We start from the raw sequence: 26,505 nt of genomic DNA, 5'->3' as shown, positions 1-26,505 counted from the left end.
AAAGAGTAAAACGTTTTTAGCCGAACCCTGTGGGCAGCGTTTGTTGGTCATTTTTACTGCGTTATCGACTTTTTATGTAGAATAACTACACCTCAAAGTCTCTGCCTTGTATAAAAGACCAACAATTCGCTGCAAAAATAACCTTGAAAGATCAACAGACCCTAATAATGACACAAGCAAAAAAGTGTATTGTATAGCCAATAAAAAAGACTGCTTACCACAGTAAACAGCCTTTTAAAGACACGCTAATTTGCGTAATTAACTGTTTAAGTCCTGAAAGAACTTTTTCACGCCATCAAAGAAACCTTCAGCTTTTGGGCTGTGTTTTTTTGATTCGCCAGTTAATGTCGCTTCAAACTCACGTAATAGCTCTTTTTGTTTCTCGTTTAAGTTAACCGGTGTTTCCATTACGACTTTACACAGTAAGTCACCTACTGCATGGCTACGCACCGATTTAACGCCTTTACCGCGTAAGCGGAACATACGCCCAGTTTGAGTTTCTGTTGGAATTTTAAGGCTTACTTTGCCGTCAAGTGTTGGGACTTCAATCTCGCCGCCAAGTGCAGCTTTACTGAATGAAATTGGCACTTCACAGTATAGGTTATTAGCATCACGAGTAAAGATTGCATGTTCACGCACACTTACCTGAACGTATAAATCGCCTGGAGGTGCACCAAACTCACCGGCTTCACCCTCGCCAGAAAGACGAATACGATCACCTGTGTCAACACCTGCAGGTATTTTAACAGACAAGGTTTTGCTCTTTTCAACACGGCCTTCGCCATGACACTTACCACATGGGTCTTTAATAATTTTACCGCGACCATGACAGGTAGGACAGGCTTGTTGCACGGCAAAGAAACCTTGGCGCATTTGTACCTGGCCTTGGCCATGACACGTGCCACAGGTACTAGCCGAAGTGCCTTTTTTAGCACCGCTGCCATCACACAAATCACACGCTGCAAGTGTTGGAATACGTAATTCTTTGGTTAAGCCGCGTACAGCCTCTTCAAGTGATAACTCAAGATTGTAACGTAAATCGCTACCACGAGCTGCTTGGCGCTGACCGCCACGACGCCCGCCACCAAAAATATCACCAAATACATCACCAAAGATATCGCCAAAATCACCTTGACCACCACCGTGTCCGCCACGATTAGGATCAACACCGGCATGACCAAACTGATCATAAGCGGCTTTTTTGTCGCTGTCGGTTAAAATTTCGTACGCTTCTTTAATTTCTTTAAAGCTTGCTTCAGCGGCTTTGTCACCCGGATTACGGTCTGGGTGATACTTCATCGCTAAGCGTTTGTACGCTTTTTTAATTTCGCGTTCGCTGGTGTCACGAGAGACACCAAGAACTTCATAATAATCACGCTTTGACATAGTGTTCTGTTTCTCGAAGGTATGAGTAAGTCGCTAAACTTAATTTATACAAACGGGCGTATGAGGATAACCCCAACGCCCGCTTCAATAGTAACTAACTGAAATTGTTAATTACTTTTTGTCGTCTTTTACTTCTTCGAACTCAGCATCAACAACATCATCAGCAGGCTTTGACTTTCCAGCATCGTGTGCTTGGCCATCATCGCCACCTTGAGCTTGTGCTTTAGCTTGGGCGATTTCCATTAACTTAGCAGAGGCTTCGATAAGCGCTTGCGTTGCTGTGTCGATTGCTTCTTTGTCTTTACCTTTGATAGCGGTTTCTAAAGAAGCAATTGCCGCTTCAATTTTTTCTTTATCATCGCTACCTAAATCATCACCCGCTTCTTCAACTTGCTTCTTGGTCGCATGGACTAAGCCGTCAGCTTGGTTGCGTGCTTGCACTAATTCTTCAAATTTAGCATCTTCATCAGCGTGAGCTTCTGCATCACGTACCATTTGTTCTACTTCTTCATCAGATAAACCTGAAGAAGCTTTAATGGTGATGTTTTGTTTCTTACCGGTTTTCTTGTCTGTTGCAGACACATGTAAGATACCGTCAGCATCGATGTCGAATGCCACTTCAATTTGTGGTTGACCGCGTGGTGCTGGTTCAATGCCTTCAAGGTTGAATTGACCTAAAGACTTGTTAGCACTCGCTTGCTTACGCTCACCTTGAAGAACGTGAATGGTTACCGCACTTTGGTTATCATCAGCTGTTGAGAAGGTTTGACTTGCCTTTGTCGGGATAGTGGTGTTCTTCTCGATAAGCTTAGTCATTACGCTACCCATGGTTTCAATACCAAGCGATAGTGGCGTTACGTCAAGTAATAGTACGTCTTTTACATCACCAGAAAGTACACCAGCTTGAATTGCAGCACCTACAGCAACGGCTTCATCTGGGTTAACGTCTTTACGTGGCTCTTTACCGAAGAAGTTAGTTACTGCTTCTTGTACTTTAGGCATACGAGTCTGACCACCAACTAAAATCACTTCGTTGATGTCTGAAACGGATAAGTCAGCATCGGCTAATGCGACTTTTAATGGCTCTAAAGAACGTTGAATTAAATCTTCTACTAGCGACTCTAACTTAGCACGAGTAATTTTAACCACTAAATGCTTAGGACCTGTTGCATCAGCAGTGATGTAAGGTAAGTTAACTTCAGTGTGGTTAGTGCTTGAAAGCTCGATTTTTGCTTTTTCAGCCGCTTCTTTCAAACGTTGCATTGCTAAAGGATCTTTACGTAGATCTAAGCCTTGGTCTTTTTTGAATTCATCAGCTAAGTAGTTGATTAAACGGTTATCGAAGTCTTCACCACCTAAGTGAGTGTCACCATTGGTAGCCAATACTTCAAATGTTTGGTCGCCATCATTGCTGTCGATTTCGATGATAGAGATATCGAATGTACCACCACCTAAATCGTATACTGCAACAATGTTGTCGCCTTGCTTCTTGTCAATACCGTATGCTAACGCAGCCGCTGTTGGCTCGTTGATAATACGCTTAACATCAAGACCTGCAATACGGCCAGCATCTTTGGTTGCTTGACGTTGCGAGTCGTTAAAGTAAGCAGGAACAGTAATCACCGCTTCTGTCACTTCTTCACCTAAAAAGTCTTCTGCTGTCTTTTTCATTTTTTTCAAGATTTCAGCAGAAACTTGCGGTGGAGCCATTTTGTTACCGCGAGATTCAACCCATGCATCGCCATTGTCTGCAGCAATAATTTTGAATGGCATAATGTTAACGTCGCGCTGAACTTCGTCATCTTTAAAGCGACGACCAATTAAACGCTTAATTGCAAAGAATGTATTTGCAGGGTTTGTTACAGCCTGACGTTTTGCTGGTTGGCCGACAATAGTTTCGTCATCGGTATAAGCGATGATTGACGGGGTTGTACGATCGCCCTCTGCGTTTTCAATGACACGTGCTTTACCGCCATCAAGGACAGCCACACAAGAGTTTGTCGTGCCTAAGTCGATACCAATAATTTTGCCCATGGGGTCCTCCAAAATTGACGTTATTCGTCACAAATATGTTATTTGATGTTGATATGGGGATGAACTCCGTATTTTTCAACCTTTAAAGGGTTAATTTGGCGTTCACTTTTTACCACTCATATCAGCCTTGATACCTATATTGGGACAACAAAATGAATTACAAGGGGAGGACTAAAAAATTTATGTCATTTTGCTTATATAATCAGAAAACCACTCAAGCCAAAGCCATCGATGTTGTCGTTAAGCCAAAATGATTCTTATTGTAAACGAGCAATGCAGTAGAAAAGATAAAGAGCTGTTTTTATTAAAGGGAACACAATACCTGTGGTTATCCCCTTTGACATTGCGATAATCTACAGAAAACAGCTGCTGCATGCTTTAGGGAGCCATCACTAACGCACAATAGTATTATTTGATAAAAAGCAGTATCGGAGTTATAACAATGTTTGGAATGTTAGGATAAGGAAACTAGGCAATGGGACTGCCAAGGTGGAACTTTAGCGATAAAACAGAACGTGTTATTCGTATTGTGACGTTAACGATTGTTGGCTTTATTTTGGCCTATGAAAAGTTTTATGGTTCAAGCACCACTCAATACGCGGCCATGTATCTGTGTGTATTTGCCCTTGTTGCAACTATTTTGACCAATGCGGTACAGCAACGCTATTTCACTTATGTAATGGAGTATGCGCAGGCATTTCGCATTGTTGCAATACTGATGACAGCTGCATTTTTTATTATATGGTTGTTAACTACCTATGAGCGGCTAACACTCCCCGCCCCTCCTAGTCACCTGATTTTTAACTTGTAACCCCTGTAATTTCACGACAAGGGCGATTAAAAACGCCCTTGCCTAAAAAGCAATCCTACTGCCTACTGGTATAATTACCCCACGCAAGCCATTTGTATGTCGTGAGCGCATCTAATGCCATTGGGCCGCGAGCATGCAATTTTTGAGTGCTTACAGCCACTTCAGCTCCTAAACCAAATTGGGCACCATCGGTAAAGCGTGTGCTGGCATTGACATACACCGCAGCTGAATCAACCTGATTCATAAAGTGCGCAGCTGCATGGATATCATCTGTTAAAATCGCCTCAGAGTGCCCACTTGAATACTGCCTAATGTGCTCAATAGCAGCATCAATATCACTTACCACCTTAATCCCAAGCGTTAACGACAGCCACTCGGTTGAGTAAGACTCATGGTGAGCAGGAGTCACGTCAAAACCTAATCCATCTAAATAAGGAACAGCCTTAGTACAAGCATGAAAACGTACCCCTAAGGCATGAAGATGTGATGCAATATTAGGAATAAATTCAGCAGCAATCTGTTGATGAACCAATAACGTATCTAATGCATTGCAGACTGTTGGACGCTGTACTTTGGCATTAGCAATAACATCTATTGCCCTTACTAAATCGGCTTGTTTATCGACAAACAAGTGACAAATACCAATGCCTCCTAAAATAACCGGAATACTCGACTGCTCAGCACATAAACGCTGCAAATTTTGCCCGCCACGTGGAATTATCATATCGACATATTTATCTAAACGGAGCAAACCACTGACAATACTTCGGTCTGGTGAGTCGATAAGCTGTACTGCATCTTGAGGTAAGTTTTGCTGAACTAAAGCTGTACGGATCACGTCACTTAACACTTTATTTGATGTGAGGGTTTCTTTACCACCACGTAAAATGACAGCATTGCCCGTTTTTAGTGCTAATACAGCAATGTCTACGGTTACATTAGGACGTGCCTCATAAATAACACCCACCACACCTAATGGCACGCTTCGGCGGGTTAAGCGTAAACCGTTATCAAGCACTCGACTTTCGGCCTCATTTCCAACAGGATCGGCAAGTGCTATCACGTTATCAATATCAGCAATAATCCCAGCAAGGCGACCTTCATCAAGCAGTAACCTATCAATCATCGCCTCGGTTAACCCATTTGCTTTGGCATTAGCTACATCTAGAGCATTAGCTTGTAATATCTGCTCTTTATGCTCACCTAACTGATGTGCTACTTCGGTTAATAATGCCGACTTTTGCTTGGCTGACAATGTTGCTAATGTAAAACTTGCGGTTTTAGCTCGCTGACCAAGTTGAGTTAAATATTCGGTTTCTACAGCAGACATAAACTTATCCTTAATTATCTAACACAACCATATCATTACGATGAATGATAGCGTCACCATAGTCATACCCCAGCAAAGGCTCGATATCATTTGAGTGCTTACCACTAATTTTAAGCACATCATGCGCACAGTATCGACTGATGCCTTTGGCCAGTACCTTGCCTTTTTGATCGACAATTAATAAGGTCGCTCCACGCTCAAATTTACCTTCTACTGCAATAATTCCTTTAGATAACAAACTACGACCATTTGCCACCACCGCGCTTGACGCACCAGCATCAACAATTAACTTACCTTGAGCCGCAGGGCCGGCAAGTATCCACTGTTTACGGCTTTCTAGCGGATTTTCAATCGCGCTAAAATGGGTTCCTACCGATTCACGATCGGCAACCTTTGCAATCACATCAGGATGATGACCTGAGGCTATCACTACTTCAATACCTGCACGGCGAGCAATATCAGCAGCCTCTAATTTAGTTGCCATCCCGCCGGTACCTAAGCCCGACACAGACCCGCCGGCAAGTAAGCGTAAACTGTCATCAATATTGGCCACTTGCTTAATCAACTGCGCGTCTGGATTAGTGCGCGGATCGGCATCAAACAATCCTTTCTGATCGGTTAATAAAATCAGTAAATCAGCATCACATAACAACGCGGCTCGAGCAGATAAATTATCGTTGTCGCCAACTTTAATCTCATTTGTTGCCACTGCATCATTTTCATTAATGATTGGTACAATGTTGTTTGCCAATAGTGCGTTCAACGTATCACGGGCGTTAAGGTAGCGTTCACGATCTTGCAAATCAGCGCGAGTTAATAATAATTGGCCAACATGCAACCCATAAATACTGAATAATTGTGACCAGGCTAAAATTAACTGGCTTTGACCCACCGCGGCCAACAATTGCTTATTTGCCATCGTATCTGGAAAAACGGGGTATTGTAGATGCTCACGTCCGGCGGCAATAGCACCTGAAGTACACAATACCACTTCAACCCCTGCACGCATTAGCGTAGCCATTTGCCTTGCTAACTCCACCATGTGTGCTTTATCAAGCTTTTTACTGCCCGATGTCAGCACACTAGTACCTAACTTGACCACCACACGCCGATAACCCATGACTTCACTCAGTTAACTAAAAATTCGATTTATTTTTATACCCAATAAAGTGAATAATTCATAGTGAAAGCCGCTAATACAGGGCTTTTTTTATTATTTACGCATGAAAAAGGGGCAAAAAGCCCCTTTGGTTATTTGTGATGGCATAAGCTCACATCACATGAGTTATGATAACGGCATTAACTGTATGCAAATTTAACCATAAACAATGCCGCAACCACTAACACCCCAGCGTTTAAATCTTTAAAGCGCCCTGTCAGTAATTTGATCAACGCGTAAGAGATAAACCCAAGTCCAATGGCATTTGCAATAGAAAATGTTAATGGCATGAGCAGACAAGTCACCACCACTGGGGCGGCCTCGGTTAAATCATCCCACTCAACATTAATTAAGCCAGACATCATTAAAATAGCGACATAAAATAATGTTCCCGCCGTTGCATAAGCAGGAACCATACCCGCTAAAGGTGAAACAAATAACGCAGCAATAAACAATAACCCAACAATCACAGCAGTTAATCCAGTACGTCCGCCCGCACTCACTCCTGCAGTACTTTCAATATAACTGGTAGTTGTCGATGTACCTAAAGCTGCACCGGCAATCGTCGCCATACTGTCTGCGGTTAATGCGCGCTTAACGCGAGGCAATCGTCCCTTATCATCAAGAAAACCGCCACGTTGGGCCACGGCCACTAACGTGCCAGACGTATCGAAAAGATCAACAAACAAGAAAGCAAAAATAACAGATAACATGCTCACTTCAAGCACGCTAGATAAGTCCATCTTCATAAAGGTAGGTGCGATGGATGGAGGCAATGAAACCAAACCGTTATATTGCACATCACCAAATAACAAACCAAGAACAGTCACAATAAGAATGCTAAAAATGACAGCTGCTTTTAGACCGCGCTGCACCATGGCAATAATCAAGAAAAAGCCTAACGCTGCCATAACCGCAGGGAAAGCCGTGATGTCGCCCATGGTTACTAATGTCGCGGGGCTTGCAACCACAATACCCGCACTTTTAAGTCCAATGAGTGCTAAAAACAATCCAATACCTGCTGCAATACCAAAGCGCAATGACATAGGAATACTGTTCACAATCCATTCGCGGATTTTGACTAATGATAAAATTAAGAAACACACGCCAGACATAAACACCGCACCTAATGCAGTTTCCCAGCTATAACCCATCTCGCCGACTACAGTGTAAGTAAAAAAGGCATTTAGCCCCATTCCAGGTGCTAACGCGATCGGGTAATTTGCTAACAACCCCATCACTAAACAACCTACAGCCGCAGCTAAACAAGTCGCAACAAATACTGCGCCGTGATCCATTCCGGCGTCAGCTAACATCATTGGGTTAACAAAAATAATGTACGCCATGGTTAAAAATGTTGTGAGGCCAGCAATGGCTTCTTGCTTCAGGCTGGTGTTGTGTTCTTTTAATTTAAACAGTTTTTCTAACATGGAACAGGGTTCCTTGGGTAAGGGTTAAAATTAAACAATTGTTTTTATTACAATAGGTAGGATTTAGCCAGCTCGTTGATGATGGCTAAAATGATAAAAATCAGCGTTATTAGTGCACACTAACGTCGCAAGTGCTGGATTATAGGTACTTACGGACATGATAGCTATAATTCGCCATTTTGTTGAAAGATTACAGTGTTTTATATAGCGGACTAAACCAGAGAAATAAATCGCAGGCAAAAAAAAGCCTACTCAATAAGAGTAGGCAGACATGTTACAAGCATCCCATATGGGGAAAGGAAAGCTAGCATCACTTAACGTGATGTGGCGATAAATTAATTAATTTACCACCTTGTCTAAAACCGTCAAACGAGACGAACAAAAGGTTGATGGATTTAAAGCTACTTTAAGAGGGTCAATTCTTAAAATTTCATGGCGAAAATACCGCCACGTAAAACTGATACGTCAGCAAACCAAGTGTTTTGCCAATAAATTTTGCCGTTACCTGTATAAGACATGGTCATCTCCTAAATAAAAGTTAAGTTGCATAAACCTAGTAAAGCTTGGCTCGGTTCCTTGGAACGTACATTTCTCAAATCCGTTGAGACAACTTGTCACTCAGATCCCTGGAGGCTATATCCATCCTGGATTAACTAGAGCCGATAAGCACATTGCTTGCCGACGAAATGAATTATACAAAACCGTAATTTAATTACAAGTATTATTTGCTTTAATTCACAAAAACTTCATAAAAAGTTATTTAATTACAATAAAACCGTATTAAAACTATGTGCAAGTATTGTTATATAAATGTAAAATCACATTAAATCCATTTAAAATCAACAAAATAACAATGGGCAACTTAACAGCTAGCAAACTGTAATAAAGCAACCAAAGGATTGGCAGTGGGTTTACCATAGAGTGGATCGCCCTCAACAGCACTGCCCGCGATATCAATATGCGTAAAAGCCAAAGGCGTTTGCAATAACCCCGACGCCTTTAACAAGAAAGCAGCAGGATATTGATGACCACGAGCGGTAATTGACGATGGCGCATTATTTGAAGACACCACATCTGCAGCGCCATTTTTGTCGGCCACTTTATCAAAATCTTCTGGGCGCAAACGCGACACTTCAAAAGGCTCACCCCATTGCTCACCCACATCGGCCAGCAACGCTGCTACGCCCTGTTGTTTTGCCACGCTGTTTTCAACCAAAGCAGAATAGCCACCATAAGCTCTCACCACATGGCCTGTTAAGGTAGCAACGGAAAATACCTGTGGGTTTATAGCCTGCAAGGCTTGAATACGAAGGTGTGACAGTAGATCAGCAAGCACAAGACGCCCTTCGGCATCAGTATTACCGATACGAACCCGCGCACCAGAATGGCTACGAATGATCTCATCAGTCACAAAGGCATCGCTACCAATACTGTTTCTCACCAGCCCCAACTCAGCAACCACTTTAATGCCTTTAGGTTTTAGGATTGACAGTGCTTTCATTAATCCAGCTACAGCTGCTGCACCGCCTTTATCGCGGCTCATCCCAGCCATAGAGCCGGCCACTTTGATGTCTGCGCCGCCTGTATCGTAAACCACCCCTTTACCGGCAAAAAATAAGGTTTTAGTAATAGTGCCCTCACCGATATATTCTAGTTTTACGACCCGAGGATGGTGGCGCTCAACCCCAAATGAGCTTCGCCCCACAGCACTTAATAGCGGGTAGTCAGTACGTAACTGTTCAACCTGATCAATGACAGATACCGCTAATCCACTGTCGGTAAACGCATCGACACAATACTGAGCAAATCCCATGGCTGACATTCGTTCTGGCTCAGTACCACAAAGATCACGCGCCAGCACTCTCCCTGATTCTGCCGCATTGATTAACTGGCTGTGAGACTCACTATTAAGCAGCCCTATTGCAGCTAAACTTGGGGTTAGTGACTTTGCTTCTCGTGCTTCTAGTGGCTGCCATAACTCCTGACCACACGCTAATGCTGCAACTTGTTGTGCATGTTGATAGCGTGTATCACTTACCGCAGGCACCACAAGGAGTGGTTTAGTCGCGCCGGCGGCTTTTGCAATAGCAATCCCTTCACGGGCTGCTTTGGCAAATACACGCACATCATTATAAATGTTATCAGCATCTGCAACCGGTGAGATAATCAATCGCCCTCCGGCTAAGCCTGGCGCCAACAGTAACGTGGCACTGTTGCCAATACGCTGATCAATTTGACTAGCGTGGGATGCCAGTAAATTAATTTCATCTTGCTTAATATCAGCAAGGCTCGGGGCGATAACCACTACAGCATCCCAGCCCTCACCTTCAAAAATGGCTTCGTCACTGGTGACATCAATAAAGGGCACTTGAAATGCTTGCGCAGGTTGATTTATTTGAGTCATAAAAGTCCTTATCAACAACACAGTTGTTGGTTCATATTTATTTACAGATTTGTGGCCTAAACCTTGGCAAATTGATGTGGCAATATCAAGTGACGCCGCAGAATATGTTAAAATATTTGCAGTTTTAATATCTGTCGTATCCGACTGAATTCTTCATAGAGGGCGTTTCGTGACTGCATTAACTCAATTATATCCTCAGCCTCTTTGGCAATGGTTCGAACAAATTTGTGCGATTCCACACCCATCAAAACATGAACATGCGTTATCGCAACACATTCAGCAATGGGCCAAAGCTCAAGGGCTTGCAGTTGTTGAAGATAAGGTGGGCAACGTGATCATCCGTAAACCTGCAACACCAGGTATGGAAAACTGTAAAACAGTGGTGCTACAAGCTCACATCGATATGGTGCCACAAAAAAATGCCGACAAAGTGCATAACTTTGAAACCGATCCCATCGAAGCCTATGTTGACGGAGACTGGGTTAAAGCCAGAGGCACAACCTTAGGGTCTGACAACGGTATCGGTATGTCATCTGCACTGGCAGTACTAGGCAGTAAAGACATCAAACATGGACCATTAGAAGTCTTATTAACCATAGACGAAGAAGCCGGCATGACAGGTGCCTTTGGTTTAGAAGCTGGCTACCTTGAAGCAGACATTTTAATTAACACCGACTCAGAACAAGAAGGTGAAATCTACATGGGTTGTGCTGGCGGTGTCGATGCGCAAATCAGCATCCCGATGTCATGGCAAGCGCCAGAGCACAGTAACGCCAGTTTTTCATTAACGCTGTCTGGCTTAAAAGGCGGGCACTCTGGGGTTAACATTCACCTTGGTCGTGGTAATGCCAACAAATTACTTACCCGCTTTTTGTTTAAATACAGCGACGAGTTAGCACTTGAGTTAGTGAGCTTTTCGGGTGGTTCGTTACGAAATGCCATTCCGCGCGAAGCCAATATTCAATTTATGTTAACAACAGAAAACGTCGATGCGCTAAAACAAGCCGTTGAGTCTTTTCAAGCTTTGGTGCGTGAAGAGCTCGCCATTGCTGATCCAGGCATGTTATTGACTCTAGCTCCGATTGCCACTCCAGTAAAAGTCATGGGTGAAGAGGCACAAAACACCTTGATTGATTTACTGCATGCAAGCCCTAACGGCGTTATTCGTATGAGTGACGAAGTTGAAGGTGTTACCGAAACCTCACTCAATGTTGGTGTAATTAGCACTGAAGACGAAAGCGTTGAAGTATTGTGCCTCATCCGCTCATTAATTGACTCTGGCCGTGAAGAAGTCGCTGGAATGCTTACTGCATTAGCAAATCTTTCTGGTGCAAGTATAGATTTAAGTGGGGCTTACCCGGGCTGGAAGCCTGACACAAGCTCACCTGTCATGGCCATAGTGCGTGAAACCTATAATGATATTTATAAAAAAGACCCAACCATTATGGTTATTCACGCAGGTCTTGAATGTGGTTTATTTAAAGAGCCATATCCGCACATGGACATGGTCTCGATTGGTCCAACCATTCGCTATCCACATAGCCCTGATGAAATGGTTAACATCACCACTGTGGGGCAATACTGGGAATTACTGCTAGCCGTACTAGCGCGTATTCCTGCAAAAGACGCATAAAGGATAATCAACGGCTTACCAGATTAAAAGGCGACAGTGATGTCGCCTTTAGTTTGTATTGTATCTTGTCGCGTTAATCAGTGGTCAATAAGAATGTGACCAGCCTTTTTAATTAAGGCGTCACTATGTGGTCATGGTGGTTCCCTTTCAAATTACGACAACGCAAAGCAAAAGCTGCTGGGCCACTCCATTGTGGCGAGTGTTTAAGCTAAAATTGAAGATCAAGTTGAGTATTTTTGTTTATATCATTTGCATGATGTACCGTGACATCAGCTAAGCCGACACTCACACCTAATAAACGAATTCCCCGCCCCTGGCTTCGCAGTAATGCTTGTTTTAATAACTCATGAAACAGCTTAATTGATATATCATCACTGCGATGTTCAATGGTTGTTTGCTTAAAATCGTTAAACTTAATTTTTACGACCTGCTTATGAATTTGCCTGTCTCTGGCGCTACGATGAATTCGAGCGCTTAATTCTTGTATAAGTTGCGGTAATACCTGATGGCACTGTTCTAAGGTAAAAATGTCTTTGGCTAATGTTGTCTCTACACCAACCGATTTGCGCACCCTATGAGGGCTTATCTGTCGAGGATCTATTCCTTGAGCACGCTCAATAAGCACATGACCAAATTTACCAAATGCATCAATCAACTTCGCTTTAGGGTATTGCTGAACATCAAAACAGGTAAGTAAACCAATATCTGCAAGTTTTTGTGAGGTCACCTTACCCACACCGGGAATTTTCCTCAAAGGTAAATCTTTCACAAACTCATGGACTTGATTTGGCGTTATGACATATTGGCCATTAGGTTTATTTAAATCAGAAGCAATTTTGGCCAAAAACTTTATCGGGGCAACACCAGCAGAAGCCGTTAAGCCAGTGACGGCAAAAATCTCATCGCGAATGGCTTTAGCCTGTAAAGTGGCACTCCCCTGATAAGCGGTGCAATCTGTAACATCAAGGTAAGCCTCATCTAATGATAAAGGTTCAACCAAATCAGTGTAGCGATGAAAAATTTCACGAATTTGCAATGATACTGATTTATACACCTCCATTCGACCCGGCACTAACACTAAATCAGGGCATAATTGCAATGCTTGGTAACTGGACATTGCGCTGCGAACCCCAAATTTCCGGGCTTCGTAACTGCAAGTGCTTATTACACCACGGCGGTCACTTCTGCCGCCCACAGCAATAGGCTTTCCTCGTAACTCAGGAAAGTCGCGCATCTCAACCGCAGCATAATAACAATCCATATCGATGTGAATGATTTTACGCATTCTTAAACCATCACTGAATAATTAAACTGACCCCATATTACTGTATATAAAAACAGTATTCAATCAATCGAAAACAAAAAAGCCCAAACACTGTTGGGCTTTTGTTTGCATCGCATAAAGTAATAGATTACATCTGCTTTTGTAAGTAATTTTGCAAACCAACACGCTCAATGAGACCGAGTTGTTTTTCTAACCAGTACATGTGATCTGATTCAGTGTCATCAAGCAACACCTCTAAAATCTCGCGAGTTTGGTAATCAGCTTTCTCTTCGCACAACTTAATCACTTTACGTAAATCGGCAGCAACCTTATATTCATATTCAAGGTCGTTTTTTAGCATTTCTTGCACATCTTTACCTATGTTCAATGCTTCACGGCTCGCAACATCTGGCGTACCTTCTAAAAACAGAATGCGTTGAACAAGTTTTGCGGCATGTAATTTTTCATCATCCGACTCGTGCAAAATACGAGTATAAAGTTCATTAAGTCCCCAATCTTCATACATGTGAGCATGCACAAAATATTGGTCCATCGCTGATAACTCGCCAGTTAACAGTAAATTTAGGGCGTCAATTACCTCTGGATTACCTTTCATAATCTGTTCCTACTAGTCGTTAATTTGAGATTGAAGATAGTTTTGAATACCCGTTTGCTCAATCAGCCCTTGCTGAGACTCGATCCAGTCTAAGTGTTCTTCTTCATCTTCTAATAAATCTTCAAGCAGATCACGGCTCACATAATCTTGCTCGGTTTCACACAGCTTAATAGCCTCTCGTAAAACCACAATTTGTTCGGTGACAGCTTGCAAATCACAACTGAGCATTTCTTCTGCATGCTCACCAATACGTAATTTATCTAATTGTTGCAAATTAGGTAAGCCTTCAAGAAACAACACTCGCTCAATCAACTTATCAGCGTGCTTCATGTCTTGAATCGACTTTTTATATTCTTTTTCATTGAGCTTTTCTAAACCCCAATGTTTAAACATGCGAGCATGTAAAAAATACTGGTTAATGGCTGTCAACTCGCAGGTAAGCACACGGTTAAGCTGGTTGATAACTTTAGGATGACCTTTCATAGTAATGTCCCTTGCTAAATAATTTGATCTCGATCAATTACACACAGGATAGAACACTGTAGACAAAAAGGCAAATTTCCTTTTAATTTCACACACTTACAATTGATAACCATTATCATTATAACTAAGCTTTGTAACTCATTCACTAAAAACGACAATAAAAAAGCCTTCAAAATGAAGGCTCTTTACATTGTAAGCACATACAATATGGAAAATCAGATAATACGGTTTTGATTCAGCATCTCTTTGCGTGCTTGTTCTTTTTGCATACGCAACTTACGCGCATCACATGGGTCGTCACAATCACAGGCTTTTTCAATACCCAGTACACCCAATCCACCACAGCTGCCTTCTACCGCTTTCTTTTTCACTATATAACCAACAGACATTAACAAGAAAAATACTAACAACACCACAAACGCTGCTAAAAATGTACTCATAACCTACTCCAATCAACTCTATTTTAGGCCTGACGTAAAATCAGTTATGTCACCCTATTTTACATATGCTTTAAATGCATCACTGTAATAGACCTTAAAACCTTGCTCTTGCTTTTCGATGAGCATTATTGCTAAATCTTTCTCTTTAGCAAGCGCCAACGAAGCTTCTGTTCCCAGTACCATCATGGCGGTTGCATATCCATCTGCGGTCATACAACTAGAGTGTAGCACGGTTGCAGAAGCAAGTTTATGCTTTATAGGATAACCGCTACGCGGATCAATTAAATGTGAGAAACGCTCGCCATTTTCTTCATAAAAGTTACGGTAGTCACCTGATGTCGCCATCGACATGGTACCTGGCTCTATCACTTGCTGCACGCTTTGACCTTCGTCGTTCGGCTGCTCTACCGCTATACGCCAGGCTATTCCATCGGCTTTTGTACCTTTTACGTTTATCTCGCCGCCAATCTCAACAAGGTAACCACTTGCATTGTATTTATCTAAAATTGAGGCAATTTTATCTACGCCAAAACCTTTAGCAATAGACGATAAATCTACATATAAGTCGGCATTGTGTTTAGTCAATGTCGTCCCGTTTATTGCGAGCTCATTAATGCCCATTTTCGCTTTAGCTGCATCGATTTGCGACTGTGTGGGGACTGATGTTGGGCGTTTATCCGGTCCAAATCCCCATAAATTAACCACTGGGCCTAAGGTAATATCCAATGCGCCGCCAGTTTCTTGATACAGGCGAATCCCTTCATTAATCACGTTAATTGTATCAGACGACACCTTAACGCTTTGTTGTAGCTGTAATTGATTAAATTTTGATATTTCTGAATCATGGCGATATGTCGACATTTGATCGTTGACCACTTCTAAAGCCATGTCGATTTCTGCCTGTAACAATTGTGCTTCTGGCATCGATTCATTGGGTACCACTTTAATATGGTAAGTCGTTCCCATGGTACTACCAGATAACGAAATAATCGATTCTGGGGAACTACATGCACTTATGGCGAGTAGCAATACAGATGCAAATAAAAACTTTATCGTATTTACGCTCATGTCTAATTTACGCTAGTTGTCTGAATAAAAAAAATTGCAGCCTGCAGACCTGTGTTAGCACACCCTGTCTGCATTGCTGCAATTTCATGACTTTCTTGTCAACAAGTTAACTCATTAACCACCGAAATCATCAAGTAAGATGTTTTCGTCTTCAACGCCTAAGTCTTTTAACATACCAATCACGGCCGCGTTCATCATTGGAGGTCCACACATGTAGAACTCACAATCTTCTGGGGCATCATGGTCACGTAAGTAATTTTCGTACAATACGTTATGAATAAAGCCTGTGTAACCCGTCCAGTTATCTTCCGCTTGCGGATCAGATAACGCAACATGCCACTTAAAGTTCTCATTTTCAGCTGCTAAGCCGTCAAAATCTTCAACGTAGAACATTTCACGCTTAGAACGGGCACCGTACCAGAAGCTCATTTTACGTTTTGATTTAAGACGTTTTAATTGGTCAAAAATGTGTGAACGCATTGGAGCCATACCAGCACCACCACCAACGAAGACCATTTCTGCATCGGTATCTTTAGCGAAAAACTCACCAAATGGACCAGAAATCGTCACTTTATCGCCAGCTTTTAAGCTCCAAATGTATGAAGACATTTTACCACAAGGCAAGCTTAAATTACGTGGAGGCGGCGTAGCAATACGCACGTTCAACATAATAATGCCAAACTCTTCTGGGTAGTTAGCCATTGAGTAAGCACGAATAGTTTCTTCGTCTACTTTAGATTCTAATTTAAAGAAGCCAAAGTGTTCCCAGTCGCCACGATATTTCTCAGGAACATCAAAGTCTGCGTACTTAACATGGTGAGCAGGCGCTTCAATCTGAATGTAACCACCTGCACGGAAAGGCACAGATTCGCCATCAGGGATTTGCAACTTAAGCTCTTTAATGAAAGTGGCTTTGTTATCGTTAGAGATAACTTCACACTCCCACTTTTTAATACCAAAGATCTCTTCGTCAAGTTCGATTTCCATGTCAGATTTAACGTTAACCTGACATGATAAACGACAACCCTGACGAGCTTCACCCTTGCTAATGTGGTCAAGTTCAGTTGGTAAAATGTCGCCACCACCTGATTTAATGTGTACACGACACTGGCCACATGAGCCACCGCCGCCACACGCACTTGATACGAAAATACCGTTGTCAGCTAATACGCCAAGTAACTTGCCGCCTGCGCCAGTTTTAATTGCTTTATCTGTGTCGCCGTTGATACCAATTGTGATATCACCGCTTGCAACTAGTTTTGATTTAGCGAATAAAATCACTAAAACCAACACTAATACCATCACAGTAAACATACTCACACCTAGATAAACATCTATTGGAGTAGATTCAAGAATACCCATTCACTTATCCTTAAAGGTTCAAATTAATGCGTCGTCTCAATGCTCTTAAAGAGAAACACCAGAGAATGACATGAAACCTAGAGCCATAAGACCAGCAGTCACAAAGGTAATACCTAAGCCACGCAAGCCATTTGGCACGTCAGAATATTTCATCTTTTCGCGAATACCGGCTAGCAATACAATTGCCAATGCCCAACCAATACCAGAGCCGATACCAAATACCACGCTCTCGCCTAGGTTGTAGTCACGCTCTACCATGAATGATACTGCACCAAAAATCGCACAGTTCACGGTAATCAAAGGTAAGAAAATACCTAACGCGTTGTACAAAGGTGGGAAATATTTGTCTAACGCCATTTCCAAAATTTGTACAAGTGCTGCAATCACACCGATAAAGGTGATGAACTTCAAGAAGCTCAAATCAGCATCAGGAACACCAGCCCAAGCTAATGCGCCAGGAGCAAGTAAACCTTGATAAATAATTTGGTTAGCAGGAACCGAAATAGCCAGTACCACGATAACTGCAACACCTAGGCCCATCGCAGTTGTCACTTTTTTAGACACAGCTAAAAAAGTACACATACCTAAGAAGAACGCTAGCGCCATGTTTTCAATGAAAACTGAGCGAATTAATAAACTAATATAATGTTCCATTGCGTTTACCCTTTTGCTTCAACTTGCTCTGGCTTATAAGTACGGATCAGCCAAATCAAACCACCGATCAAGAAGAACGCACTAGGTGGAAGCAGTAATAAACCGTTAGGCTGATACCAACCACCGTCAGAGATTTTGCTGAGGATTTCTACGCCAAATAATGAACCATTACCAAATAGTTCACGCACAAAACCAACTGATAAAAGAATTGCACCGTAACCTAAACCGTTACCGATACCATCCATGAAACTCATCATTGGTGGGGTTTTCATAGCGTAAGCTTCTGCACGACCCATTACGATACAGTTTGTAATAATCAAACCAACAAATACCGATAGCTGTTTAGCAATACTGTAAGCGTAAGCTTGTAATACTTGGTCAACAACAATTACCAACGAGGCAATAATCGTCATCTGCACAATAATACGCACGCTGCTAGGAATGTGATTACGAATAAGCGAAATAAACAGGTTAGAAAACGCTGTTACTGCGGTTAACGCAATGGTCATTACTAAAGCTGTTTCCATTTTACTGGTTACAGCAAGCGCACTACACACACCCAAAATTTGCAACGCAATTGGGTTGTTATTGATAATCGGTCCGGTCAGAACCTGTTTAAGTTCTTTAACGTCAGCCATTAGCTTAACCCTCCGTTGCGTGCTTTAGCGATAAAGCTTGCAAAGCCTTCTTTACCTAACCAAAACTGCAATGAGTGTTGAACACCGTTACTGGTTAAGGTTGCACCAGAAAGTGCATCTACACCATGAACAGAGCTAGCCACTGCAGGATTTTTAGTTACGCTGATAGCTAAGTCGCCTTGAGCATCGAATAACTGTTTACCTTTCCACAATGCTTTCCATTTTGGATTTTCAACTTCACCACCTAAACCCGGTGTTTCAGCTTGGTCGTAATATACTAAGCCTTGAATCGTGTTTAAGTCGGCTTCAAGAGCCAAAAATGCATACATGGTTGACCATAAACCGTAACCGTGAACCGGTAAAATAACACTGGTTAACTTGCCAGCATCATCACGTACCAAGTACACAACGGCTTTGTCAGCTACACGTTTGATTGAAGCGATATCGTTTACAGGAATAGACGAAGTTGCCACATCACGCGATGCTTTACGTTGATCATATAAGTTAGCATCACCTTCAACAAAATCACCGGTTTTTAGGTCAACTAAACGTGCTTCAACATACTGGTTATACTTACTCAGAATGTCTTGCTTAGTGACTTTACCTTCTTTGGTGTTGATCAGGCTTGCTGCTTCAAGAATATACTTTTGTTTATCGAGTAGCTTATTTTCTTGCTGAGTTGGTTTTAAAACAACCGCAGCAGTCGATACAAGTACAGAACAGATAAGACATAAGCCGACAACAACAAATAGCGTTCTACCGAACGAATCTTTATTACTAGCCACGAGCAATCCTCCGCTTGATATTTGCCTGTACTACGAAATGGTCAAATAAAGGAGCAAATAGGTTAGCAAATAGGATAGCTAACATCATACCTTCAGGGAACGCTGGGTTAATCACACGGATAAACACAACCATTGCACCGATTAAGAAACCGTAAGCCCATTTGGCGGTATTTGTGAACGACGCTGATACCGGATCAGTTGCCATAAACATCATACCAAAAGCAAAACCACCTAATACTAAGTGCCAGTGCCAAGGCATAGCAAACATAGGGTTGCTGTCGCTACCAATAAGGTTAAGCAGTGTAGAAATTGCAACCATACCTAACATGACGCCGCCCACAATGCGCCATGACGCGATGCGAGTATAGATGATAATTAAACCACCTAACAAAATAGCAAAGGTAGATACTTCACCAACAGAACCTGGGATAAAGCCCATAAAGGCATCTAACCAGTTTGCATTGGAAGTGTAATCAAATGTGCCCTGTGCTGCTTGGCTTAATGCTGTTGCACCAGAATAGCCATCTGCAACAACCCATGAGGTGTCGCCAGACATGCTTAATGGGTAAGCAAAGAACAGGAATGCACGGCCCGCTAAGGCTGGGTTTAAGAAGTTACGCCCTGTACCACCAAAGATTTCTTTTGCAACAACCACACCAAAGGTAATACCCAGTGCCACCATCCATAATGGGATCGTAGCGGGTAAGGTTAATGCAAACAGTACCGAGGTGACGAAGAAACCTTCGTTAACTTCATGACCACGCACAGAGGCAAACAGCACTTCCCAGAAACCACCAACCACAAAGGTAACAGCGTATATCGGTAGGAAGAAACAAGCACCATAGAACATCAAGGATGCAACGCCTGAGTCTGCAGTCAGTTGTGCGCCTAATAACTCAAATAAACCAACTTGCCAAACGTCAGGGGTACCGAAACCGGCAGCCAAAGCAATTTGTGCTTGCAAGCCTACGTTGTACATACCAAAAAACATCGCTGGGAATGTACAGGCCCAAACCGTAATCATCATACGTTTTAGGTCAAGGTTATCGCGAACATGGGTTGAACCATGGTTCACTTTACCTGGAGTGTAAAATACCGTGGCTGCCGCTTCATAAAGGGCATACCACTTTTCGTACTTACCGCCTTTTTCAAATTGCGGTTCAATACGCTCGATAAAATCTTTCAAGCTCATTAGCCTTCCCTCTCGATCGTATCTAGACAATCACGTAAATATGAAGCGTAGTCATACTTACCTGGACATACGAACGTACACAATGCCAAATCTTCTTCATCTAACTCTAATGCGCCTAAACGAGCTGCGCCATCAAAGTCCCCAGAGACAAGGTCACGAAGTAGCATGGTAGGTAAAATATCTAACGGCATCACACGCTCATAGCTACCAATAGGCACCATTGCACGGTCTGAGCCACCAGTACTTGTTGTCATATTAAACAGACGAGATGGACTTAAGTGTCCCAAGAAAGCACGAGTAATCGAGAACTTGTTCGCACCTGGCATTGCCCAACCAAACAGTTCTTTTTCTGTACCTTCTTCAAGTACACTGACTTGCTGATGATAACGACCTAAATAAGCATGAGGTCCAACAGCAGTACGGCCACCCAATACCGAACCAGATACTACACGCACTGCATCGCCTACTGTTTCATTAGCAGTAAGTTCAGTCATGCTAGCACCTAATACAGTACGAACTAGACGAGGTTGTTTTGCTCTAGGGCCGCCAATCGCCACTACACGCTCAGTGTTTAACACACCTTGAGTAAATAATTGGCCAATGGCAATCACATCTTGATAACCTACATGCCATACACTGCGCGTGGCAGAAGCAGGAAGAACATGATGAATGTGTGTACCCACTAAACCTGCAGGGTGTTTGCCGGCAAACTCTTCAACTTGCGCATTGGCAGCAGGGATATCCGCACCTGGCGCTTTACATAGGTAAACTTTACCTTCAGTTAATCGTGCTAATACCTTAAGGCCATTAGCAAAATCTTCTTTATGTTCAGCTATGACTACCACAGGATCGGCAGCAAGAGGGTGAGTATCAATTGCAGTAACAAAAATACCAGCAGCAGTAGCATCTACAGCAGGTACTTTACTGAAAGGGCGAGTACGAATAGCCGTCCACAAACCTGACTCAATCAGATTGTCGCGCACAGCCTGTACATCTAACGTGTCTAATTTATCCGCATCGTATTGGGTAAAAGTAACGCTATCGTTACCTTCTACTGCAATAACAACAGATTGAAGTACACGTCTTGCACCTCGGTTGATTTCTAATATAGTACCACTGGCTAAAGCCGTATATTTAACGCCTAAATTCTTTTTATCTTCAAAAAGAACCTGGCCTTTTTGTACTTTATCGCCCACTTTGATCTTCATCGTTGGACGTAAGCCAATATACTCTTCACCCAAAGTAGCTACGTGTCTAATGGCTGGGCCATTATGGATAACTTGCTCTGGTCCGCCTGCTATAGGCAGTTCCAATCCTTTCTTAATTGTAATCATATCCACAAGCACTACGTTTGAAGGAAAGACAATGCGCCACGTTCCGCTACAAAAACAAAGTATTAACAAATACTTGCCATTTGAGCTGGCGCAGATTTAATACGAAAATGCGATCGCAATCACGCTGGTCGCGCGCATTTTACCGTAAATATGAGACTATCGCCACGAAAATAATAGGTGTTTTCATACCTATATCTTAGTCTAGCGACAAAATTTTACTCGAGCTCACGGTGTAAAGTGAGCGCCTAAAACCATCACGACAAAGTGTCAATTTGACATACTATAGCATTAATATTTATCGAAATAATTTTATCTACTTTGTCATTCAAAAAAACAGCAACTCACGTTTAAGTACGCTTGAGTTGCTGTTATTGTTTTGTTTATTGAATAAAATTCAGTAAAACATCACTTAGAAACGAGCTTGATACCCAACATAAGTGGTCATTTCTGACTGAGCTTGAAGGCCTCCAAGAGTCCTATTAGCAACTAATGTTTCGTCAAATAAATTTTCAACTCGTAAATACACTTCATGTTGCTCAGTAATCTGATAATTCGCAGCAAGGTCAATTTTCCATTGGCTATCAATGGAGCCGAGGTTAACAAGATTACCCGAATATTCTAATTCAGACTGATAAAGCGCTTGCGCCATCACAGAAACATTACCCACAACCACCCCCGAACTTAACGCCAATTGTTGCTTAGGTACCCAAGGTAATTGAGCTTCACCGTCAAAGCAGCCATTGCTATTTGAACAATATCCACTGTCAGCTTCGGCTTGGGTGTATTGGTATTTGGCTTTAAGCGGAATAGAAAAACGGTCAAACATTAGGCTATATTCAGCCGACAAGTCGATGCCTGTTACCGTCACATCTTGGATGTTTTCTTGCAGTGTAATTTGTTCGTAATCGCACACCATACCAAACATACAGCCAACATGCTGGTTATCATAATCATGCATGTAGGCCGTCATGGCCATGGCCAATGTATCTTGTTTATAAGCCACAGCTAATTGATATTGCAATGCTTCTTGAGCTTCTTGTTCAAGGTTACCTGCTGATGCTGCTGTCCAAGCTTGTTTAGCTTGCACTGCTGCAGACCATGCCCCCGTGGTATAAGCAACTTCAACAGATGGCATCCAGCCGTCATCTGAAAAATCAGATTCAACCAAATCATAATCATCGCTCACATTACGCGAGACACTCACATGCTCGTAACCCAAACCTAAATTGACAGACCATTGGCCGTAATTAAGTCGAGTATCAACAGCAGACGAAAATGCCGATGCGTCATCTTTATAAACAAAAGTGGCTGCTTTATCGCCCGCAGCCGTTAACGACAAATCTTGGTCCCATAACCAGTCTTGCTCAGCTAAGGCCATTTCCGCTTTATCGGTATGATAACGAGCGCTGTAGGTCACTTGATGTTGACCATACATGCTAACGCCTTTGGTTTGCACACCAAAGCCGGCAAAATCGTTATCTTGCGACAGTGCGCCTAAGTTCATGCCATCTGCACTTGGATTTATTTCAAATGAGGCAATATCACTTAGCAAAGCGTTGTTTATGGTTTGGCCATCAACAAACAACATATCTTCGGTTTTTTGGGCATAGATTTGGTAATAAAAATCAGTTGCCACAGTCGAGGTTTTCGACAATAAAAGTTTATGCGCTAACACATAGCGTTGACGTTCAGTTTCGGTAAAATCAATATTGGCCGCAGCGTAACGTTGATTAGGCACTAGCTCAAAATCATTGTTGGTTAAACCAAGTGTGCCTTGCTCGGTATCTTGACTAGAATACTGATAACTAAATTCGGTAGTTTGTTTGTTTCGCGCCCCAGGTAAGCTGTCGGCATCAATTTTAAACATAATGTCTTTTTGGGTCGCATCCGCATCGCGATTTAACTCGTAACCCACTTCATCCGATGCTGATTGGTAATCTACAGCCAATAACATGCCATATTGTTTTGTTGTGCCGCTGATAATTACACCGCTGCTGTAATCAGCATCGTCATTCGCCTCAAGATTAAATTCGCCTGCATATTTTTTCTCACTAATGGCGACTGACTGATATTCTAACTTGCCAAAAGCAGCTTCTGAGCCTTCAACAACACTTGTCATGCTGGACAAGGTTACGCTTTGTTGCTGCTGTAAATTAGGCTGTAAAACAATATTTTGACCTGAATAGGGTGCCGGAGAAAAGAAAATACCATCTTGCATGATTGCAACACCGTCTGACACGCCACGATGCATTAACTCAACATTTGCATTTGGCGCTTTAGGTAATACTGTCGCCCCCGTTAACCCTAAGGCAATATCACTTTGACGATAATGAAATTGCTTTTGACTAGATTGCTGTAAATCAACTTGATTATTTGCCTTATCAATTGACTCTGTAACCGTTTGGGCAACAGCATGGGGTGAATGACAAGCAAGTAAGACCGCAGCAGCGATGACTGATAGGCCAAATGGGTGGTAAGACATAATTATCTCCGTATATTTGTCTGGTCGGGCCAAAATAAATGTATCTCTTTTTGTGCTCGATACAATAACGGTTTCAGTGACATAAAAACAGCATACTGATAACGTTTAATCAATAATTTAGGCGTTTAGTGACAAAAAAAGCGGCCTTAGCCGCTTTTTACTCCCCTAGTGACTTTTTATAGGTTACCTAAAATCTCATCACTTAGTTTAAGTTCGTCATTTCGATTAACACTCACACCCGCAGCAATAATCATGCGAGCAATATCTTGGGCTTCTGACAGTGAATGCATTTCATAAGTACCGCACTGATATTCGTTTAATTCTGGAATATCTTTTTGATCGACCACATTGGTCACATCACTCATCGCAGCAAGCCACGCATCGGCAACGGCACGCTCTGTTGGCTGACCAATCAAACTCATGTAAAAGCCTGTACGGCAACCCATTGGAGAAATATCAATAATCTCAACACCATTACCATTTAAGTGATCACGCATAAAGCCGGCAAACAAATGCTCTAACGTGTGAATGCCACGCTCACTTAAAATGTCTTTATTTGGCGCGCAAAAGCGCAAATCAAACACAGTGATGGCATCGCCACTTGGGGTGCTCATATGTTTGGCAACGCGCACCGCCGGAGCATTCATACGAGTATGATCTACGGTAAAACTGTCTAATAAAGGCATTGCTCTCTCCCAGAATATAAATTTAATATACAACTATACGATCTCATATCGAAATAGTATCACTATTCAGACGCTGTCACAGCTTGTGTTAATATCGTTTTATTCAACATGATTTAACGCTGCCTCAGTATACTCAAAATAACGCTTAACCGAGGCTTCATTACTCAAATAAGCCTGCAATACTTTAGCAAATAAAGGATCTTTAGCAGCCTCTTGAGCCAGTACCTCATCGCGCGCGCCCTTAAGCGCAACTAATACCGACTGTGGAAACGGCACAATCTTAACGCCATGTTCGTTAATAAGCTTTTCCATCGCCGTAATATGGCCTTGGGTATAATCATCGAGCATGTCTTGATTAACGGCACGAGCCGCCACTTTTACGATGGCTTGCAAGTCTTGCGGCAATATTGCAAAGGCTTGCTGATTAATTAAAAACTCCATCGTAGAACCCGGTTCATGCCAGCCAGGATAATAGTAATATTGAGCAACCTGATTTAACCCCAAGGGTAAATCATTATAAGGCCCAACCCATTCGGCTGCATCAATCGCCCCGGTTTGTAATGCACCATATAATTCTCGGCCGGCCAAAGCATCAACGGGCACTCCACCAAGTTTTTTTAACACCTCCCCCCCAATACCCGGCAGGCGCATTTTAAGTCCTTTAAAATCCGCAGGTGACACAATTAGCTTATTAAACCATCCACCCATTTGCATTCCAGTATTGCCACCAGCTAAAGGTAAAATACCAAATGGTTGATACACTTCTTCCCACAGTTGCATTCCGCCACCATAAAAAAGCCACGCATTCATTTGTTGAGCTGTTAACCCAAAAGGGATTGAAGAGAAAAACTGAGATGCGGGGGCTTTACCTTTCCAGTAGTAAGACGCACTGTGACCCATTTCAATTGTGCCATTACTCACACCATCAAAAACAGATAATGCCGGCATAAGCTCACCAGCACCGTATACTTCAATTAATAAGCGACCATCAGACATTTGCTCAACTAACTGGGCAAATCTCTCGGGAGCCATCCCCAAACCGGCCAGATTTTTTGGCCAAGACGTCGCTAAGCGCCATTGAATAACTTGGGTATCCTTTTTAGGTAGCGCTACTGTCGATAAAGGGGTTGCCGGCTCTTGCTGACACCCAAATAACAGGGTAAGCCCTATAATCCAACGGGCCTGCTTCACCTTACTCATAACATATCCTCAAGTTTCGCTAACAACCAATATCTGTAACATAACAATAGCAACAGACAATCAATTAGAGCAATAAAAAAGCCTGACTAAAAAGTGAGGCTTTACAATATAACA

Annotated in this window: 22 protein-coding genes and 1 pseudogene; 3 read left to right on the top strand and 20 right to left on the bottom strand. The window is 42.5% G+C overall.

All coding sequences use genetic code 11. The features are described from left to right. Positions 1-226 (top strand): annotated as a pseudogene (locus L2703_RS15605) (hypothetical protein); the annotation flags it as partial. Between the two features lie 32 nt (positions 227-258). On the opposite strand, the gene dnaJ reads toward L2703_RS15605, so the two are convergent. After that, the gene (gene dnaJ, locus L2703_RS15600) at positions 259-1,386 is read right to left on the bottom strand and encodes a molecular chaperone DnaJ (RefSeq protein WP_248971998.1); all 1,128 of its coding nucleotides are present in this window, start codon (positions 1,384-1,386) and stop codon (positions 259-261) included. A gap of 111 nt (positions 1,387-1,497) precedes the next feature. After that, entirely contained in the window at positions 1,498-3,420 is a 1,923-nt protein-coding gene (gene dnaK, locus L2703_RS15595; RefSeq protein WP_248971997.1) for a molecular chaperone DnaK, read from the bottom strand. 475 nt (positions 3,421-3,895) lie between these two features. On the opposite strand from dnaK, the gene L2703_RS15590 reads away from it, so the two are divergent. After that, complete coding sequence (locus L2703_RS15590) at positions 3,896-4,231, top strand: hypothetical protein (protein ID WP_248971996.1); 336 nt, start codon at positions 3,896-3,898, stop codon at positions 4,229-4,231. Positions 4,232-4,286: 55 nt separating this feature from the next. Here the strand turns inward: L2703_RS15590 and L2703_RS15585 are convergent, their stop codons facing one another. The 4 genes from L2703_RS15585 to L2703_RS15570 all read right to left on the bottom strand — a co-directional run bounded on the left by L2703_RS15585 (position 4,287) and on the right by L2703_RS15570 (position 10,554). Then, positions 4,287-5,561 carry a glutamate-5-semialdehyde dehydrogenase gene (locus L2703_RS15585; protein ID WP_248971995.1) on the bottom strand — a complete coding sequence of 425 codons (1,275 nt, stop codon included), beginning with the start codon at positions 5,559-5,561 and terminating at the stop codon, positions 4,287-4,289. Positions 5,562-5,571: 10 nt separating this feature from the next. Further along, entirely contained in the window at positions 5,572-6,681 is a 1,110-nt protein-coding gene (proB, locus tag L2703_RS15580) for a glutamate 5-kinase (protein WP_248971994.1), read from the bottom strand. Positions 6,682-6,860: 179 nt separating this feature from the next. Then, a complete protein-coding gene (locus tag L2703_RS15575; protein ID WP_248971993.1) occupies positions 6,861-8,150 on the bottom strand; it encodes an NCS2 family permease in 1,290 nt (429 codons plus the stop codon). Positions 8,151-9,012: 862 nt separating this feature from the next. Continuing rightward, complete coding sequence (locus L2703_RS15570) at positions 9,013-10,554, bottom strand: M17 family metallopeptidase (RefSeq protein ID WP_248971992.1); 1,542 nt, start codon at positions 10,552-10,554, stop codon at positions 9,013-9,015. Positions 10,555-10,723: 169 nt separating this feature from the next. On the opposite strand from L2703_RS15570, the gene L2703_RS15565 reads away from it, so the two are divergent. Continuing rightward, the gene (locus L2703_RS15565) at positions 10,724-12,187 is read left to right on the top strand and encodes an aminoacyl-histidine dipeptidase (protein ID WP_248971991.1); all 1,464 of its coding nucleotides are present in this window, start codon (positions 10,724-10,726) and stop codon (positions 12,185-12,187) included. Positions 12,188-12,395: 208 nt separating this feature from the next. On the opposite strand, the gene dinB is transcribed toward L2703_RS15565, so the two are convergent. The 14 genes from dinB to L2703_RS15495 form a co-directional block, all read right to left on the bottom strand. After that, on the bottom strand, positions 12,396-13,472 hold the full coding sequence (gene dinB, locus L2703_RS15560) for a DNA polymerase IV (protein ID WP_248971990.1): 1,077 nt from the start codon (positions 13,470-13,472) through the stop codon (positions 12,396-12,398). Positions 13,473-13,599: 127 nt separating this feature from the next. Next, the gene (gene bfr, locus L2703_RS15555; protein WP_248971989.1) at positions 13,600-14,067 is read right to left on the bottom strand and encodes a bacterioferritin; all 468 of its coding nucleotides are present in this window, start codon (positions 14,065-14,067) and stop codon (positions 13,600-13,602) included. Positions 14,068-14,079: 12 nt separating this feature from the next. Next, positions 14,080-14,550 carry a bacterioferritin gene (bfr, locus tag L2703_RS15550; RefSeq protein ID WP_248971988.1) on the bottom strand — a complete coding sequence of 157 codons (471 nt, stop codon included), beginning with the start codon at positions 14,548-14,550 and terminating at the stop codon, positions 14,080-14,082. Between the two features lie 215 nt (positions 14,551-14,765). Further along, positions 14,766-14,990, bottom strand: coding sequence for a (Na+)-NQR maturation NqrM (nqrM, locus tag L2703_RS15545; RefSeq protein WP_248971987.1), 225 nt, complete (start codon positions 14,988-14,990; stop codon positions 14,766-14,768). 54 nt (positions 14,991-15,044) lie between these two features. Continuing rightward, positions 15,045-16,058 carry an FAD:protein FMN transferase gene (locus L2703_RS15540; RefSeq protein ID WP_248971986.1) on the bottom strand — a complete coding sequence of 338 codons (1,014 nt, stop codon included), beginning with the start codon at positions 16,056-16,058 and terminating at the stop codon, positions 15,045-15,047. Between the two features lie 114 nt (positions 16,059-16,172). Continuing rightward, a complete protein-coding gene (nqrF, locus tag L2703_RS15535; protein ID WP_248971985.1) occupies positions 16,173-17,420 on the bottom strand; it encodes an NADH:ubiquinone reductase (Na(+)-transporting) subunit F in 1,248 nt (415 codons plus the stop codon). 45 nt (positions 17,421-17,465) lie between these two features. Then, positions 17,466-18,074 carry an NADH:ubiquinone reductase (Na(+)-transporting) subunit E gene (gene nqrE / locus L2703_RS15530; RefSeq protein WP_160055340.1) on the bottom strand — a complete coding sequence of 203 codons (609 nt, stop codon included), beginning with the start codon at positions 18,072-18,074 and terminating at the stop codon, positions 17,466-17,468. Positions 18,075-18,079: 5 nt separating this feature from the next. Next, positions 18,080-18,712 (bottom strand): NADH:ubiquinone reductase (Na(+)-transporting) subunit D, encoded by a 633-nt coding sequence (locus tag L2703_RS15525; protein ID WP_248971984.1) that lies wholly within the window; start codon positions 18,710-18,712, stop codon positions 18,080-18,082. Beyond that, positions 18,712-19,497 (bottom strand): Na(+)-translocating NADH-quinone reductase subunit C, encoded by a 786-nt coding sequence (locus L2703_RS15520; RefSeq protein WP_248971983.1) that lies wholly within the window; start codon positions 19,495-19,497, stop codon positions 18,712-18,714. The genes L2703_RS15525 and L2703_RS15520 overlap by 1 nt, the downstream gene beginning before the upstream one ends. Beyond that, on the bottom strand, positions 19,490-20,689 hold the full coding sequence (locus L2703_RS15515; protein ID WP_248971982.1) for an NADH:ubiquinone reductase (Na(+)-transporting) subunit B: 1,200 nt from the start codon (positions 20,687-20,689) through the stop codon (positions 19,490-19,492). Before L2703_RS15515 ends, L2703_RS15520 begins: the two co-directional genes overlap by 8 nt. Next, the gene (locus L2703_RS15510; protein ID WP_248971981.1) at positions 20,689-22,023 is read right to left on the bottom strand and encodes a Na(+)-translocating NADH-quinone reductase subunit A; all 1,335 of its coding nucleotides are present in this window, start codon (positions 22,021-22,023) and stop codon (positions 20,689-20,691) included. The genes L2703_RS15515 and L2703_RS15510 overlap by 1 nt, the downstream gene beginning before the upstream one ends. 409 nt (positions 22,024-22,432) lie before the next feature. Beyond that, entirely contained in the window at positions 22,433-24,505 is a 2,073-nt protein-coding gene (locus tag L2703_RS15505; protein ID WP_248971980.1) for a TonB-dependent receptor, read from the bottom strand. Between the two features lie 176 nt (positions 24,506-24,681). After that, entirely contained in the window at positions 24,682-25,191 is a 510-nt protein-coding gene (gene luxS / locus L2703_RS15500) for an S-ribosylhomocysteine lyase (protein ID WP_248971979.1), read from the bottom strand. 99 nt (positions 25,192-25,290) lie between these two features. Beyond that, the gene (locus L2703_RS15495) at positions 25,291-26,391 is read right to left on the bottom strand and encodes a TRAP transporter substrate-binding protein (RefSeq protein ID WP_248971978.1); all 1,101 of its coding nucleotides are present in this window, start codon (positions 26,389-26,391) and stop codon (positions 25,291-25,293) included. Between the last annotated feature and the right edge of the window lie 114 nt (positions 26,392-26,505).

It is taken from the genome of Shewanella basaltis (genome assembly GCF_023283885.1).
Classification (GTDB): domain Bacteria; phylum Pseudomonadota; class Gammaproteobacteria; order Enterobacterales; family Shewanellaceae; genus Shewanella; species Shewanella basaltis.
This window is presented reverse-complemented; position numbering and strand designations above follow the sequence as displayed.